Genomic DNA, 15,547 nt, shown 5'->3' with positions numbered 1-15,547 from the left:
TAGACCCGTCCCAGACTGGAGAATCCACCGTGACCACGGTGCACCACGCCCCGGCGGCCCCCGCCGCCGGCGGACCCGACCACGCCGTCATCGGCGCGGCCAGCGGACTGCTCGGCCAGTACCGGGCCGCCCCCGACGAGGCGTTCTTCGCCTCGCCGACCCGCACCCTGCTCACTTCCGGCGTGCACGCCCGGGTGCCGCAGGACGGGCGGCCGCTGCCCGAGCGGGTCGCCGGGGCGCTGGCCGAGGCGGGCCGCACCGGGGTCGAACGACCGCTGGTGGTCGGCGCGGTGGCGTTCGACCGGGACAGTCGGGTCGAGCTCGTCGTGCCCGAGCGGGTCCGGACCGCCGGGGCGCTGCGCGACGACCCGCTGATCGCGCTGCCCGCGCCGCCCGCCGAGCCGACCGACTGGCGGATCCGCCCGGTGCCCGAGCCGGAGGCGTACGGCGCCGGTGTCGCGGCGGCCGTCGAGCGGCTGCGCGGCGGGGAGTTGAGCAAGGTGGTGCTCGCCCGGACGCTGGAGCTGAGCGCCGCCGAGCCGCTCGACCTGCCCGCGATCCTGCAGCGGCTGGCCCGCCGCGACCCGGGCGGCTACAGCTTCGCCGTCCCGGCGGGCGGCGGTCGCACCCTGATCGGCGCCAGCCCCGAACTCCTGCTCTCCCGGCGGGGAACGGCCGTGCTGGCCAACCCGCTGGCCGGCTCGGTGCCGCGCAGCGAGGACCTCGGCGAGGACGTCCGGCGCGCCGCCGCGCTGCTGGAGTCGCCCAAGGACCTGCACGAGCACGCCGTGGTGGTGGACGCCATCCGCGAGGCGCTGGCGCCGTACTGCCGCACCCTGACGGTGCCCGAACGGCCCACCCTGGTGCGGACCGCCGCGATGTGGCACCTGGCCACCACGATCACCGGCGAGCTGGCCGACCCGGCGGTCTCCGCCCTGGAGCTGGCCTGCGCGCTGCACCCGACCCCGGCCGTCTGCGGCACGCCGACCCGCCTCGCGCGCCGGGTGATCCGCGAGGTCGAGCCCTTCGACCGCGGGCTCTACACCGGCATGGTCGGCTGGGGTGACGCGGCGGGCGACGGCGAGTGGGTGGTCACCATCCGCTGCGCGGAGGCGGACGAGCGGACGCTGCGGGTGTATGCCGGCGCGGGGGTGGTCGACCGGTCCCGGCCGGAGGACGAACTCGCCGAGACCAGCGCCAAGTTCCGCACCTTCCTGGACGCCGCGGGGGTGAACCGGTGACGACGACGGACGGATTCACCCCGTACCCCGCCGAGTTCGCCGAGCGCTACCGGACCGCCGGGTACTGGCGCGGCGAGACCTTCGGACGGATGCTGCGCGAGCGCGCCGCCGCGCACGGCGAGCGGATCGCCGTCGTCGACCCGGGCGGCCACTCGGTGGCCGCGACGGAGCGGCGCTGGACGTACGCCGAACTCGACCGCCGGGCCGACCGGATGGCCGCCGGCCTGCGGGCCCGGGGGATCCGGTCCGGGGACCGGGTGGTGGTCCAACTGCCCAACGCCGCCGAGTTCTTCGAGGTGGTCTTCGCGCTGTTCCGGATCGGCGCGCTGCCGGTCTTCGCGCTGCCCGCGCACCGGTACACCGAGATCGGGCACTTCTGCTCCTTCACGGGTGCGGTTGCGTACGTCGTGCCGGCCGTCGACGGCGGCTTCGACTACCGCGAACTCGCCTCCCGGGTACGGGCGGAGAACCCCGCGCTGCGACTGGTGCTGGTGGCCGGCGAGGACGCGGGGGAGCACGTGCGGCTGGCGGACGTGCCCTGCGACGGTTCCGGCGACACGGCCCATGGCGAGCCCGGCGGCACGCCCTGCGACGAGCCCGGGCCGGGGGATGTGGCCTTCCTGCAGCTCTCGGGCGGCAGTACCGGTGTGCCCAAGCTGATCCCGCGCACCCACGACGACTACATCTACTCGCTGCGCGGCTCGGTCGAGCTGTGCGGGCTGGACGCGGACAGCGTCTACCTGTGCGTGCTGCCCGCCGCCCACAACTTCCCGCTCAGCTCCCCGGGTTCGCTCGGCACACTGTACGCGGGCGGCCGGGTGGTGCTCTGTCCGCAGCCCAACCCGGAGACGGCCTTCCCGCTGATCGAGCGCGAGGGCGTGACCGTCACCGGTCTGGTGCCGCCGCTCGCGCTGCTCTGGCTGGAGGCCGCCGAGCGCGGCGCCCGCGGTTACGAGAGCCTCGAGGTGCTGCTGGTGGGCGGCGCCAAGTTCAGCACGGAGGCGGCCCGGCGGGTGCGGCCGGTGCTGGGCTGCACGCTCCAGCAGGTGTTCGGGATGGCCGAGGGACTGGTCAACTACACCCGGCTGGACGACCCGGAGGAGCTGATCACCACCACCCAGGGCCGTCCGATCTCCCCGGACGACGAGGTCCGGGTGGTCGACGACCAGGACCGGGACCTGCCCGACGGTGCCACTGGCCACCTGTTGACCCGCGGCCCGTACACCATCCGCGGCTACTGGAACGCGCCGGACCACAACGCGAACTCCTTCACCGCGGACGGCTTCTACCGCACCGGCGACCTGGTCCGGCGGACCCCGACCGGCCACCTGGTGGTCGAGGGGCGGGCCAAGGACCAGATCAACCGGGGCGGCGAGAAGGTCGCCGCCGAGGAGATCGAGAACCACCTGCTCGCACACCCCGCCGTGCACGACGCGGCGGTGGTGTCGATGCCCGACCCGTACCTCGGCGAGCGCACCTGCGCGTACGTGGTACTCCGCGCCGAGCACCGCGAACAGCCGCCGAAGGGCGTCGAGTTGAAGCGGTTCGTGCGGCAACGGGGGCTGGCCGAGTACAAGGTGCCGGACCGGGTCGAGTTCGTCGAGGCCTTCCCGGCCACCGGGATCGGGAAGGTCAGCAAGAAGGACCTGCGCGCCGCCATCGCGGCCTCCCTGACCGCCGGTTGACGGCCGCCCGGTCCTCGTCCGGTCGCTGTCCAGCCGTTGTCCAGTTGCTCTCCGTCTAGTTGTTAAGGAACCGACCACCGTGGGCCTGCCCCGCATTCCCTCCTATCCCATGCCCGCCGCCGAGGAGCTGCCCGCCAACCGGGTCGCCTGGACGGTGGACCCGGCGCGCGCCGTCCTGCTGGTGCACGACCTGCAGAACCACTTCCTGGGCGCCTTCGACACCGAGGCCGCACCGGTGCCCGAACTCCTCGGCAACGTCGCGGGGTTGGCCAAGGCGGCGGGTGCCGCAGGTGTCCCGGTCGTGTACTCGGCGCAGCTGGGCGGACAGAGCCCGGCCGAGCGCGGGCTGCAGCAGGACTTCTGGGGACCGGGCATCCCGGACGACCCGCGCGCCACCGCGATCGCCGACGCCGTCGCCCCGGCGCCCGGCGACACCGTGCTGACCAAGTGGAAGTACAGCGCCTTCGTGCGCACCGAGTTGGAGCGGCTGCTGCGCGAGCAGGGCCGGGACCAGCTGGTCATCACCGGCGTGTACGCGCACATCGGGGTGCAGGCCACCGCCTGCGACGCCTGGATGCGGGACATCCAGGCCTTCGTGGTGGCCGACGCGGTCGCCGACTTCGGCGCGGCGGAGCACCGCGCCGCGCTGGCCTGGGTGGCCGGGCGCTGCGGAGTGGTCACCATGACGGAGACCATGCTCGGGATGCTCGACGGGATGAGCGGATGAGCGGTACGGGCGGGATCAGCGGTACGGGCGAGATCAGCGGTACGGGCGGGATCAGCGGTACGGGCGCGATGGGTGCGATGGGTACGACGGGCGCGATGGGTACGACGGGCGTGATGGACGGCATGGGCGAGACGGACGAGGTGGGCGGGAAGTGACGGGTATGGGATTCACGGTGGAGCGGATCCGGGCCGAGGTCGCCGACCTGCTCGGCGAGGACCCGGCGGACATCCCGGTGGACGAGAACCTGGTCGACTGGGGGCTGGACTCCATCCGGCTGATGACGCTCGCCGAGCGCTGGCGGGCGGAGGGCGCCGAGGTGGCGTTCGTCCAGCTCGCTGAGCGTCCGGCGGTCGAGGCCTGGGCCGAGCTGCTGGGCGCGGCCTGATGGAGGCGGTGGTACGGGACGCCGCGCGGGGGTTCGTGCCGGAGGCCGTCCGGGAGTTGGTGCGGGAGGAGGTGCTGGCCGCGGCGCCGTCGCTGCCCCGCCGCACGGTGACCTACCCGGCGACCACCGTGGTGGGCCCGGTCGAGGCGCAGGCCGCCCGGACGCCGGACGCGCCGGCGCTGGTGCTCGCGGGCGGGGAGACCGTCACCTACCGGGAGCTCAACGCCTCGGCCAACCGGCTGGCGCGCGCCCTGGCCGCCCGCGGGGCCCGTCCGGGTGCGGTGGTCGGCCTGGCGAAGCCCCGGCGTCCGGCGGAGCTGCTGACGGCGCTGCTGGCGGTGGTGAAGTCGGGTGCGGCGTACCTGCCGCTGGACCCGGCGGACGCGCCCGGGCGGCGGGAGCGGCTGCTCGCGGAGAACGCGCCGGTGTGCGTGCTGGGGGAGGGGGTGCCGGGGGCGCTCGCCGGGCTGGAGACGGACGGCGAACTGCCCACCGACCCGCCCCGGGCGCTCACCCCGCAGCACCTGCTCTGCGTCGGGTACGGCCCGGGCGGGCGCCCGACGGCCGTCCGGCTCACCCACGCCGAGGCGGACCGCCGGATGCGCGAGCTGCAGGCGGAGCACCCGCTCGGCCCGGGTGACCGGATCCTGCAACTGGGCCTGCCGCTCTGGGAGTTCCTCTGGCCGCTGCGGACCGGCGCCGCCGTGGTCCTCGCCGACCCGCAGCGGGAGGGGGAGATCGGGGAGCTGGTACGGGAGCTGGGCGTGACGGCGGTGCGGGTGGCGCCGACGGTGCTGCTGGGCGGGTGACGGCGGACAGCTTCCAGACAGACTTCGGCGAACAGATTTCGGTGAACAGATTTCAGCGAACAGACGATGAAATCTGTTCGCTGAAATCTGTCAGCTGTCACCTGCCGTCTCCCACCTGTCGCTTGTTACTCGCCCGCCGCCAGGTCCGCCGCCGTCCACGCCATCGCCACCGCGCCGTCCAGTACCGCCCGCTCCGCCGCCGCACCCAGCGCCGCCTCGGCGAACGCCTCCTCGTGCGGGGCGCAGGCGCCGCCGGTGATGTCCAGGACCGGATGGATCGAGGGCACCGCGTGCGACACGTTCCCCATGTCCGTACAGGCGAACGGTCCGCGCTCGACCGGCTCCGGCCGGCCGAGCGCCGCCGCGTTGGCCCGCCACAGGTCCAGCAGCCTCGGGTCGGAGCGCATGTCCAGGTAGTCCGGCTCGGGTCGGGAGAGCTCGACCTCGCAGCCGGTGGCGACGGCCCCGGCGCGGAAGCAGTCCTCGACCCGGGTGCGCAGCTCCGTCAGGTCCTCGGCGGCCGAGGCTCGGATCTCGTACTCGGCGCTCGCGCTGTCCGGGATCAGGTTCGGCGCCGTCCCGGCCGCGGTGGTGATGCCGTGCACCCGCCAGTGCGGCGGGAGTTGCTGGCGCAGCAGCCCGATCGCGACCTGCGCGACGGTGAGCGCGTCGGCGGCGTTGCGCCCGTCGTGCGGGTTGAGGCTCGGGTGGGCGGCGCGCCCGGTGTAGCGGACGGAGAGCGTGCCGAGCGTGAAGGAGCGGAAGTCGGCGACCTCGACCGGGCAGGGGTGGATCATCATCGCCGCGTCCACCCCGTCGAAGGCCCCCGCCGCGAGCAGCAGCGCCTTGCCCGCCCCGCGCTCCTCGGCCGGCGCGCCGATCACCCGTACCGTGAGCCCGAGTTGATCGGCGTACGGGGCGAGCCCGAGCGCCGCGCCGAGACCCGCGGCGGCGATCAGGTTGTGCCCGCAGGCGTGTCCGAGGCCGGGCAGCGCGTCGTACTCGCAGACCAGTGCGACGGTGACCGGTCCGCTGCCGAGGGTCGCGCTGAACGCGGTGGCGAGGCCGTGCGCGGGCGCGGTGACGGAGTAACTGTGGTCGCGCAGCAGGTCGGCGCACCAGGCGGCCGCGCGGTGCTCCTCGAAGGCGGTCTCGGGGTGGGAGTGGATGCGGCGGCTGAGCGCGAGCAGCTCCGCCCGGTGCGCGTGCACGCGGTCGTGGACGGCCTGCTTGGCCGCGGTGAGGTCCGCGGGCAGCTTCACGGTGAGGTCCGCGGACAGGTCCGCGGGCAGCTTCACGGCGAGGTCTGCGGACAGGTCCGCGGGCAGGGGCTCGGAAAGGGACTCGGGCAGGGGCATGGGCGGCGCCTCCGGGGCGTCAGGGCTCGGCCTTTGGGGGGCCGTTGACCGGATCATATGAAGTTAGATTAGGCTAACCTAAGTAAGGCGTTCCGGATCCCCGAGGAGCTCTCCGAACCATGCCCGCCGCCGAGACCCAGACTGGCGACACCCAGACCGTCGAGACCCGGACCGGGGAGGCCCGGACCGTCGGGACCCGGACCGGAGAGCCCCAGGCCGTCGACATCCCGTTGCTCGCCGCCCAGGCGGCCATCTGGTACGCCCAGGCGCTCGACCCCGCCACCCCGGTCTACAACACCGGCGACGCCGTCGAGATCGCCGGCTCGCTCGACGAGGACCGGTTCGAGCGGGCGCTGCGGCAGGCGGTGGAGGAGGCGGAGGCGCTCGGCGCCGTCTTCGTCACCGGCCCCGACGGTACGCCCCGTCAGCGGCTGCGCCCGGCCCGCCACTGGCCGCTGCACCGCCTCGACCTGCGCGCCGAGACCGCCGGTAGCGAAACCGCCGGTAGCGAAACCGCCGGCAGCGAGACCCTGCGCAGCGAGACCGAAGCCGACCCGCAGGAGGTCGCCGAGGCCTGGATGCGAGCCGACCTCGCCCGCCCGGTCGACCTCGCCGAGGGGCCGTTGTTCACCCACGCGCTCATCCGCCTCGCCGACGACCACCGGATCTGGTACCGGCGGATCCACCATCTCGCCGTCGACGCCTACGCGTTGACCATCCTCGGCGAGCGGGTCGCCGAGCTGTACCGCGCAGGCGCCGCCGCCGAGGCCGCGACTGCCGAGCCCGCCGCTGCCGGACAGCCGGCCCCGAGCCCGTTCGCCCGCCTCGCCGAGGCCGCAGCCGAGGAGGCCGCGTACCGCGACGGCGAGGACTACCGCGCCGACCGCGCCTACTGGTCCGCCCGGATGGCCGACGCCGACACCCCGGCGACCCTCCCCGGCATCCCCGACCACCAGCCCGATCGCCCCACTGATCCCCACGCCGACGCGACCCCGCTGCGCCTCACCGCCGAGCTCCCCGCCGGCACCCGCGACCGCCTGGAGCGCGCCGCCGGCGCCGTCCGCGCCACCTGGGCCGAGCTGATCCTCGCCGCCACCGCCGGCTACCTGCACCGCCTGACCGGCAGCCGGGACGTCGTCCTCGGCCTGCCACTCGCCAACCGGCGCGGCCCGGCCGCCCTGCGCACCCCCGTCGCCGCCGCCAACGTGCTCCCGCTGCGCCTCGCCGTCAACCCCGCCGACAGCGCCGAGGCCCTGCTGCGCCGGGTGGTCCGCGAGCTGCGCGCCGTCCGCCGCCACCAGCGCTACCCGTTGGAGGACCTGCGCCGCGACCTCGGCCGCACCGGCGACCGCCGCGCCCTGTTCGGCCCGATGGTCAACATCAAGGCCTTCGAGGGCGACCTCGACCTGGCCGGCCTGCCCGGCACCGTCCGCAACCTCGCCGCCGGTCCCGTGGACGACCTCGCCCTGAACGTCTCGCCCGGCCCGGACGGCGCGCTGCGCCTGGTCATCGACGCCGACCCGGCCCGCCACGGCGCCGCTTCCCTCGCCGCCCACCGCGACGGCCTGCTGCGCTACCTCGACGCCCTCGCCGAGCTGCTGCTCACCGCCCCGCAGGAGCCGATCGCCCGGATCGACCTGCTCGACGCCGACGCCCTACGCCGGGCCACCGCAGGCCGCGCCGAACCCCCGGTCGAGCGGACGGTGCCCGAACTGTTCGCCGCCCAAGCGGCCCGCACCCCGGAGGCCGTCGCAGTCCGCTGCGGCGCAACCGCCCTGACGTACCGCCAGCTCGATGCCGCCGCCAACCGTCTCGCGCACCGGCTGACCGCCCTCGGGGTTCGGGGCGGCGCGCCGGTCGCGATCGCCCTGCCGCGCGGCGTGGACACCCTGATCGCGATGCTCGCCGTCCTCAAGGCCGGCGGCGCCTGCGTCTCCCTCGACCTTGCCCACCCCCCGCAGCGGCTCGCCGCCGTCCTGGCCGACGCCCGCCCGGTCTGCGTCGTGGGCACCGCCGAGGCCCTCGCCGGACTCGACCTGCCCGCCGACCTGCCCGCCGACCTGCCCGCCGTGCTCCCGGGGGAGGGCGACGGCGCTCCGGACACCGCCCCGCCCGCACCGCAACTGCACCACCCTGCCTATGTGTTGCACACCTCGGGCTCCACCGGCCGCCCCAAGGGCGTGGTGGTCACCCACGCCTCGCTGGCCAACCTGCACGCCGGCCTCGCCGAGGACCACATCGTCCCCGCCCTGCGCCGCACCGGCCGCGAGCGCCTGCGCGTCGCCCACAGCGCCTCGTTCGCCTTCGACGCCTCCTGGGACCCGGTGCTCTGGATGGTCCACGGCCACGAGCTGCACCTGCTGGACGACGCCACCTACCGCGACCCGGCCGCCCTGGCCGCCCACCTCGACCGCGAGCGCATCGACTACCTCGACCTCACCCCCTCCTACCTCGAAGTCCTCATCGCCGAAGGGATCCTGGACGAGGGGCGGCACCGTCCGTCCGTCCTCGTGGTCGGCGGCGAGGCCACCCCGCCCGCCCTCTGGCAGCGTCTGACCGCCGTCCCCGGCCTGCACCCCGTCGACCTCTACGGCCCGACCGAGACCACCGTCGACGCCTACGCCTGGAGCCCGGGCCCGGACGGCGCCCCGGTCGGCCGGGTGGTGCGCGGCTCCCGTGCCTACGTCCTGGACGGCTCGCTGCGCCCCGCACCCGACGGCGTGACCGGCGAACTGTACGTCGCCGGAGCCTGCCTGGCCCGCGGCTACCTCGGCCGCCCCGACCTCACCGCCGAGCGCTTCCTCGCCGATCCCTTCGGTCCGCCCGGCAGCCGGATGTACCGCACCGGCGACCTCGCCCGCCGCGGCCCGGACGGCACCCTGGCGTTCCTCGGCCGCGCCGACGGCCAGGTGAAGATCCGCGGCTTCCGGGTCGAGCCAGGCGAGATCGCCGCCGTCCTCGCCGAACTGCCCGGCGTCGCCCAGGCCGTGGTGATCGCCCGCCCGGGACCGCAGGGCCGGCGCCTGCTCGGCTACGCCGTCCCCGCACCCGGCAGCGCCCCTGAGCCGGACGGGCTGCGCGCCGCGCTCGCCGCCCGGCTGCCCGCGCACATGGTCCCGGCAGCCGTGCTGCTGCTGGACGAACTGCCGCGCACCACCCACGACAAGCTCGACCACCGCGCCCTGCCCGAGCCGGCCGTCGCCACCGAAGGCGCCGCCGCGGCCACGCCGCAGGAGGAGCTGGTGTGCGGGCTGTTCGCCGACGTCCTCGGCCTGTCCCAGGCCCCCGGCCGGGATGCCTCCTTCTTCGACCTCGGCGGGCACTCGCTGCTCGCCGGGCGCCTCGCCAACCGGCTCCGCGAGACCTTCGCCAGGCCGGTCGGGTTCGCCGACGTGTTCCGCCACCCCACCCCGGCCAGCCTCGCCGCCCTGTTCGGCGGCCAGGCCGATCCCGGCCACTCCGACACCCCGGAACCGCGATCCGCCGCGGTGCCCGTCCCGGTGCCCGTTCCGCGCACCGAGCGGATGCCGCTGTCGCCCGCCCAGCGCGGTCTCTGGTTCCTGCACCGCCTCGAGGGCCCCAGCCCGACCTACAACATCCCGCTCGCACTCACCCTCACCGGCCCGCTCGACCGGCAGGCGCTCACCCTCGCCCTCGGCGACCTCGTCGCCCGCCACGAGGTCCTGCGCACCGTCTACGGCGAGGAGCCGGACGGCACGCCGTACCAGCGGATCCTGCCCGCCACTTCGGTCGAACTGCGCGACGGGAGCGGAGAGTTGGCCGACGCCGTCCGATACTCGTTCGACCTGACCGCCGAACCGCCGCTGCGGGCCACGCTGTTCTCCGACGGGCCTGACGGGCCTGACGGGCCTGACGGGTCTGGCGGGTCCAACGGGCCTGGGTCTGACGGGCCCAATCGGCCTGATGGTCCAAGCGGACCTCCTGTCGGGCACACCCTGCTCCTCCTGCTCCACCACATCGCCGGCGACGGCGCTTCCACCACCCCGCTGGTCCGCGACCTGGCTGCCGCCTACTCCGCCCGACTCGACGGACGGGTGCCCGAACTGCCGCAGCTCACGGTCCAGTTCGCCGACCACGCGGCCTGGCAGCGGCAGCGCCTCGGCACCGCCGACGCGCCCAGCCCGCTCGCCGTCCGCCAGACGGAGTACTGGCGCACCGCGCTCGCCGGAATCCCCGACCAGCTGGAGCTGCCCACCGACCGTCCCCGCCCCGCCGTCGCCGACCACCGGGGTGCGACCGTGCCCTTCGCCCTCGACACCGAGGCGCACTCCGCCCTCGCCGGGCTGGCCCGGGCCGCCGGCAGCACCGTCTTCATGGCCGTCCAGGCCGGGCTCGCCGCCCTGCTCACCCGACACGGCTGCGGCGCCGACATCCCGGTCGGCACCCCGGTGGCCGGGCGTGAGGACGAGGAAACCGCCGCACTGGTCGGCTACTTCGTCAACTCCGTGGTCCTGCGTACCGACATGTCGGGCGATCCGACCTTCCGCGAGCTGCTGGCCCGCGTCCGCACCACCGTCCTCGACGCCCACGAGCACGCCGACCTGCCCTTCGACCGCCTGGTGGAGGAGCTCAACCCGGCGCGCTCGCTCGCCCGCCACCCGCTGTTCCAGGTGATGCTCGCCTGGCAGAGCCGCCCCGACGAGCGCACCGCGCTGGGCGGCGGGCTCACCGCCGAGATCGCCGCCGTCCCCAGCGGCACCGCCAAGTTCGACCTCACCCTCAACGCGGGCGAACTGCCCGGCGGCGGCATCGGCGGCTTCCTGGAGTACCGCACCGACCTCTTCGACGCCGCCACCGTGGCCGCGCTCGCGGAACGGCTGTCCCGGCTGCTCACCGCCGCCGCGGCCGCCCCCGACACCCCGATCGGCCGGCTCCCGCTGATCAGCGAGGAGGAGCGACTGCGCGCCCTGGTCGAGTGGAACGCCACCGGTGACGCTGTCGGCCCGACCACGACTCCCCCCGCCGCCACCCTGCCCGAACTGTTCGAGGCAGCCGCCGCAGCCAACCCGCACGCTGTCGCGGTGAGTTACCAGGGAAGCGAGCTCGACTACACCGAACTCGCCGCCCGCGCCGACCGGTTGGCCCGGTTGCTGGTCGCCGACGGCATCGGCCCCGGTACCATCGTCGCCCTCGCCCTGCCGCGCTCGCTCGAACTCGTCGTCGCGCTGCTGGCGGTGGCCAAGTCCGGCGCCGCCTACCTGCCCCTCGACCCGGACTACCCGGCCGACCGGCTCGCCTACATGCTGGCCGACGCCACCCCCGCCGCCCTGCTCACCGACCGCGCCACCGCACCCCGGCTGCCCGACCACCAGGTGCCGCAGATCCTGGTCGACGGGCCGGAATCCGCGCGGTACCCGGCCGTCCCGCTCGCGCAGCACGAGCGCACCCGCCCGCTGCGCGCCGGGGACACCGCGTACGTCATCTACACCTCCGGCTCCACCGGCCGCCCCAAGGGCGTGCCCGTCACCCACCACAACGTGGTCCGGCTGTTCAGCGCCACCGACCACTGGTTCGGCTTCGGCGCCGAGGACGTCTGGACGCTCTTCCACTCCTACGCCTTCGACTTCTCCGTCTGGGAGCTGTGGGGCGCCCTGCTGCACGGCGGGCGGCTGGTCGTCGTCCCGCACCTGGTCAGCCGCGACCCGGCCGCCTTCCTCGAACTGCTCGCCCGCGAACGCGTCACCGTGCTCAACCAGACGCCGTCCGCGTTCTACCAGCTCAGCGCCGCCGACCGGGACCGACCTGGTAGCGAACTCGCCCTGCGCTACGTGGTGTTCGGCGGCGAGGCACTGGAACTCGCCCGGCTGGACGACTGGTACTCCCGGCACGCCGAGGACGCACCGACCCTGGTCAATATGTACGGCATCACCGAGACCACCGTGCACGTCTCGTACATCGCCCTCGACCGGGCTAGGGCCGCAGCCGGAAGCAGCAGCACCATCGGCGTCAACATCCCCGACCTGCGCGTCTACGTCCTCGACCGGCACCTGCAGCCCGTACCGCCCGGCGTCACCGGCGAGATGTACGTGGCCGGGGCGGGCCTCGCCCGCGGCTACCTCGGCCGCCCCGACCTCACCGCCACCCGCTTCGTCGCCGACCCGTACGCCGGACTGTTCGGCGAGCGCGGCACCCGGATGTACCGCTCCGGCGACCTCGCCCGCCGCCGCGCCGACGGCGTTCTCGAGTACTTCGGCCGCGCCGACCAGCAGGTCAAGCTGCGGGGCTTCCGGATCGAACTCGGCGAGATCGAGGCCGTGTTGGCCGCTCACCCGGCCGTCGCCGACGCCGCGGTGGTCGTCCGCGAGGACACGCCGGGGGACAAGCGGCTGGTCGCCTACGTGGTGGCGGGTGGAACGGTGCCCGACGGCGGCAGGGTGCCCGACGGCTCGGAGTCCGATGGCGCGATGCCCGGCAGCCTGGTGCCTGAAGACCTGCGCGCCCACGCCGCCGCCGAACTGCCCGTCCACATGGTGCCCTCCGCCGTCGTGCTGCTCGACCGCCTGCCGTTGACCGCCAACGGCAAGCTCGACCGCCGCGCCCTGCCCGCCCCCGGGGCCCCTGCGGCGGGTGCCGGCCGCCCGCCGCGCACCCCGCGCGAGCAGCAGCTGTGCGAACTGTTCGCCGAGGTGCTGGGCGTGGCCGCGGTCAGCGTCGAGGACGACTTCTTCGCCCTGGGCGGGCACTCGCTGCTGGTCGTGCGCCTCGCCGGGCGGATCCGCGAGGTGCTCGGGCTGGAGGTCGGCATCGGGACGCTCTTCCAGGCGCCCACCGTCACCGCCCTCGATGCGGCGCTCGCCGCGGGGGCGCAGGGCATCGACGCGCTGGACGTACTGCTCCCGCTGCGGCCCGCCGCCCCCGGACGGCAGCGCCCGCTGTTCGCCATCCACCCCGCCGGCGGCCTCAGCTGGTGCTACACCGGCCTGATCCGCCACCTGCCCGGCGAGGTGCCGATCTACGGTCTCCAGGCCCAGGGCGTCGGCGCCGCCACCGCCGCCGACCCGCTGCCCGGCACGATGGAAGAGCTGGCCGCGCACTACGCCGACCGGCTGCGCGAGGTCCAGCCCGAAGGCCCGTACCGGCTGCTCGGCTGGTCCACCGGCGGGATCATCGCCCACGCCGTGGCCGTCCGGCTCCAGGAGCTCGGCCAGGACGTCGAGTTGCTCGCCATCCTGGACGCCTACCCCGCCGAGGGCTTCCGCGAGCTGCCCGTCCCCGACCAGGCCGAGGCGCTCGAGGCGCTGCTCACCATGGGCGGCTTCGGACCCGAGGACCTCGACGGCCGCCCGCTCGAACTCGACTCCGTCACCGAGCTGTTGCGCCGCGAGGGCAGCCCGCTCGCCGGACTCGACGACGCCACCGTGGCCGCGCTGAACCGGATCTACCTCAACACCAACCACCTGGTGCGCGGCTACGACCACCGCCGCTACGAGGGCGACGTGCTCTTCTTCCGCGCGACCGTCGACACCATCGACGACGCCCTGGTGCCCGAGCTCTGGACCCCGTACGTGTCCGGCCGGATCGCGAACACCGACGTGGCCTGCTCCCACAAGGACATGACCCTGCCCGCCCCGATCGCGCACATCGCGAGCGTGATCGCCGAACGCCTGACGGCTGCCGAGCACCCGATGGCCGCCGAGCAGCCGGTGGCCACCGAGCCCGTGCCCGCCGCCGACCACCTGGCGACCGCCGACCACCCGAAGAAGACCGACGATGGAGAAGACCACCGATGAGTGACGCCCCCGCCAACCCCTTCGACGCCGACGGCGACTTCCTCGCCCTCGTCAACCCCGAGGGACAGCACTCCCTGTGGCCCGCCTTCGCCGCCGTCCCGGCCGGCTGGAACGTCGCCCACGGCCCGTGCGAGCGGTCCGCCGCCCTCGCCTGGATCAGCGCGCACTGGACCGACCTGTGACCCCTCCCGAGGCCCCCGCCGTCCAGGCCCCGGCGCGCCCCCTGCTCGCGGGGCGCGCCGCGGTAGTGGTCGTCTACACGGCCGCGATGTGCATGAACGGCCTGGACTCGACCATCGTCAACCCCGCGCTGTTCAGCATCGCCGACGACTTCGGCAGGCCCGTCTCGGCGGCCAATGCCGTCGAGACCGCCTTCCTGGTCGGCCTCGCCCTCGGTCTGCCGGTGGCGGGCTGGCTGGGCGACCGCTTGGGCGTCAAGCGGGTCTTCCTCGCCGCGCTGAGCGCCTTCACCCTCGCCTCCGCCCTGTGCGCCGCCGCACCCGGCCTCGGCTCGCTGGCCCCCGCGCGCGCCGTGCAGGGCGTGGCGGGCGGACTGCTCACCCCGGTCGGGATGACCCTGCTGTTCCGGGCCTTCGCCCCGCACGAGCGGGCGGGCCTGGGCCGGATCCTGATCGTCCCCACCGCGTTGATGCCCGCCCTCGGGCCGCCGCTCGGCGGCTTCCTCACCGAACACCTGTCCTGGCACTGGCTGTTCCTGGTCAACGTGCCGATCGGGGCGGCGGCCGTCGCCATCGGTGTCCTCGGGCTGCGCGGCGCGGAGGAACCGCCGGCCGGCCGCTTCGACACCACCGGATTCCTGCTCGCCACCCCCGGCCTCGGCCTGCTGACCTACGCCCTCGGCTTCGGCCCGGGCCACGGCTGGTCCTCCCCGGGCGTGGCCCTGAGCGGGATCGCGGGCCTGGTCCTGCTCGGCGCGGCCGTTCGCCACCAACTCCGGTCCGACGAACCGCTGGTGGACCTGCGACTGCTCGCCGACCGGACGTTCGGCACGGCGAGCCTGCTGGCCCTGCTCACCTCGGCCGGACTGATGGGTGCGCTGTTCGCCCTCCCGCTGCTCTACCAGGCGGCCCTCGGTGCCTCCGCGCTCGACGCCGGGCTCAGCGTCTTCCCGGAGGCGCTCGGCCTGATGGCCGCCTCCCAGCTGGTGGACCGCCTGCTGCCCCGCCTCGGCCCACGACGCCTCGCCCTGCCCGGCCTGCTGCTGGCCGCCGCGGTGCTCGCCGCGCTCGGCTACGCGGAGGACCCGTGGCTCGTCCGGGCCCTGATGTTCGGCGTCGGCCTGATCCTGGGCACCGCCGTCCTCACCGTCCAGATCGCCGGCTTCGCCGACGTCCCCCCACCCGCGATGGGCCGCGCGATGGGCCTCTTCACCATCCTCCGCACCCTCGGCGGCGCCCTCGGCATCGCCGCCACCGCCGCCCTCATCGCCGCCCTGCCCACGGACTCGGGCACCACCCCCTACCGCCTGGCCCTCCTCCTGACCGCTCTCCTGGTCGCCGTCGCCGCCGTCCTCGCCACCCGCCTCCCCGCACAAGCACCGCCCCCACCCCCGGAGGACTGAGGGCAGCGC

The 15,547-nt window shown here is 75.0% G+C and carries 10 protein-coding genes; 9 read left to right on the top strand and 1 reads right to left on the bottom strand.

Going from position 1 to position 15,547, the window contains the following annotated elements:
* Positions 1 to 29 precede the first annotated feature (29 nt).
* From dhbC to ACZ3TI_RS04515, 6 genes are all read left to right on the top strand, one after another.
* Positions 30 to 1,241: an isochorismate synthase DhbC gene (gene dhbC / locus ACZ3TI_RS04540; protein ID WP_465723237.1), complete on the top strand. Its 1,212-nt coding sequence runs from the start codon at positions 30 to 32 to the stop codon at positions 1,239 to 1,241.
* The gene (locus ACZ3TI_RS04535; protein WP_465723235.1) at positions 1,238 to 2,926 is read left to right on the top strand and encodes a (2,3-dihydroxybenzoyl)adenylate synthase; all 1,689 of its coding nucleotides are present in this window, start codon (positions 1,238 to 1,240) and stop codon (positions 2,924 to 2,926) included. The genes dhbC and ACZ3TI_RS04535 overlap by 4 nt, the downstream gene beginning before the upstream one ends.
* 79 nt (positions 2,927 to 3,005) lie before the next feature.
* Entirely contained in the window at positions 3,006 to 3,653 is a 648-nt protein-coding gene (locus tag ACZ3TI_RS04530) for an isochorismatase family protein (RefSeq protein WP_465723233.1), read from the top strand.
* Complete coding sequence (locus ACZ3TI_RS04525; protein ID WP_465723231.1) at positions 3,650 to 3,808, top strand: hypothetical protein; 159 nt, start codon at positions 3,650 to 3,652, stop codon at positions 3,806 to 3,808. The genes ACZ3TI_RS04530 and ACZ3TI_RS04525 overlap by 4 nt, the downstream gene beginning before the upstream one ends.
* A gap of 5 nt (positions 3,809 to 3,813) precedes the next feature.
* Entirely contained in the window at positions 3,814 to 4,038 is a 225-nt protein-coding gene (locus tag ACZ3TI_RS04520; RefSeq protein ID WP_465723229.1) for a phosphopantetheine-binding protein, read from the top strand.
* Positions 4,038 to 4,847 (top strand): AMP-binding protein, encoded by an 810-nt coding sequence (locus tag ACZ3TI_RS04515; RefSeq protein ID WP_465723227.1) that lies wholly within the window; start codon positions 4,038 to 4,040, stop codon positions 4,845 to 4,847. Before ACZ3TI_RS04520 ends, ACZ3TI_RS04515 begins: the two co-directional genes overlap by 1 nt.
* Positions 4,848 to 4,972: 125 nt before the next feature.
* Here ACZ3TI_RS04515 and ACZ3TI_RS04510 read toward each other — a convergent pair whose 3' ends face one another.
* Positions 4,973 to 6,205, bottom strand: a complete 1,233-nt coding sequence (locus ACZ3TI_RS04510) for an amidohydrolase (protein WP_465723225.1) — start codon at positions 6,203 to 6,205, stop codon at positions 4,973 to 4,975.
* Between the two features lie 119 nt (positions 6,206 to 6,324).
* Here ACZ3TI_RS04510 and ACZ3TI_RS04505 point away from each other — a divergent pair, with 119 nt between their 5' ends.
* Genes ACZ3TI_RS04505 through ACZ3TI_RS04495 form a run of 3 tightly spaced genes read left to right on the top strand, consistent with a single transcriptional unit; the run spans position 6,325 to position 15,538 of the window.
* Positions 6,325 to 13,956 (top strand): amino acid adenylation domain-containing protein, encoded by a 7,632-nt coding sequence (locus ACZ3TI_RS04505; protein WP_465723223.1) that lies wholly within the window; start codon positions 6,325 to 6,327, stop codon positions 13,954 to 13,956.
* Positions 13,953 to 14,138, top strand: a complete 186-nt coding sequence (locus ACZ3TI_RS04500; protein WP_465723221.1) for an MbtH family protein — start codon at positions 13,953 to 13,955, stop codon at positions 14,136 to 14,138. Before ACZ3TI_RS04505 ends, ACZ3TI_RS04500 begins: the two co-directional genes overlap by 4 nt.
* Complete coding sequence (locus ACZ3TI_RS04495) at positions 14,135 to 15,538, top strand: DHA2 family efflux MFS transporter permease subunit (RefSeq protein WP_465723219.1); 1,404 nt, start codon at positions 14,135 to 14,137, stop codon at positions 15,536 to 15,538. The genes ACZ3TI_RS04500 and ACZ3TI_RS04495 overlap by 4 nt, the downstream gene beginning before the upstream one ends.
* The last annotated feature ends 9 nt before the right edge of the window (positions 15,539 to 15,547 follow it).

The sequence above is a fragment of the Kitasatospora sp. NPDC023120 genome (genome assembly GCF_055560835.1).
Note: the sequence above shows the minus strand (reverse complement) of the source record. Positions and strands in the feature narration are given on the sequence as shown.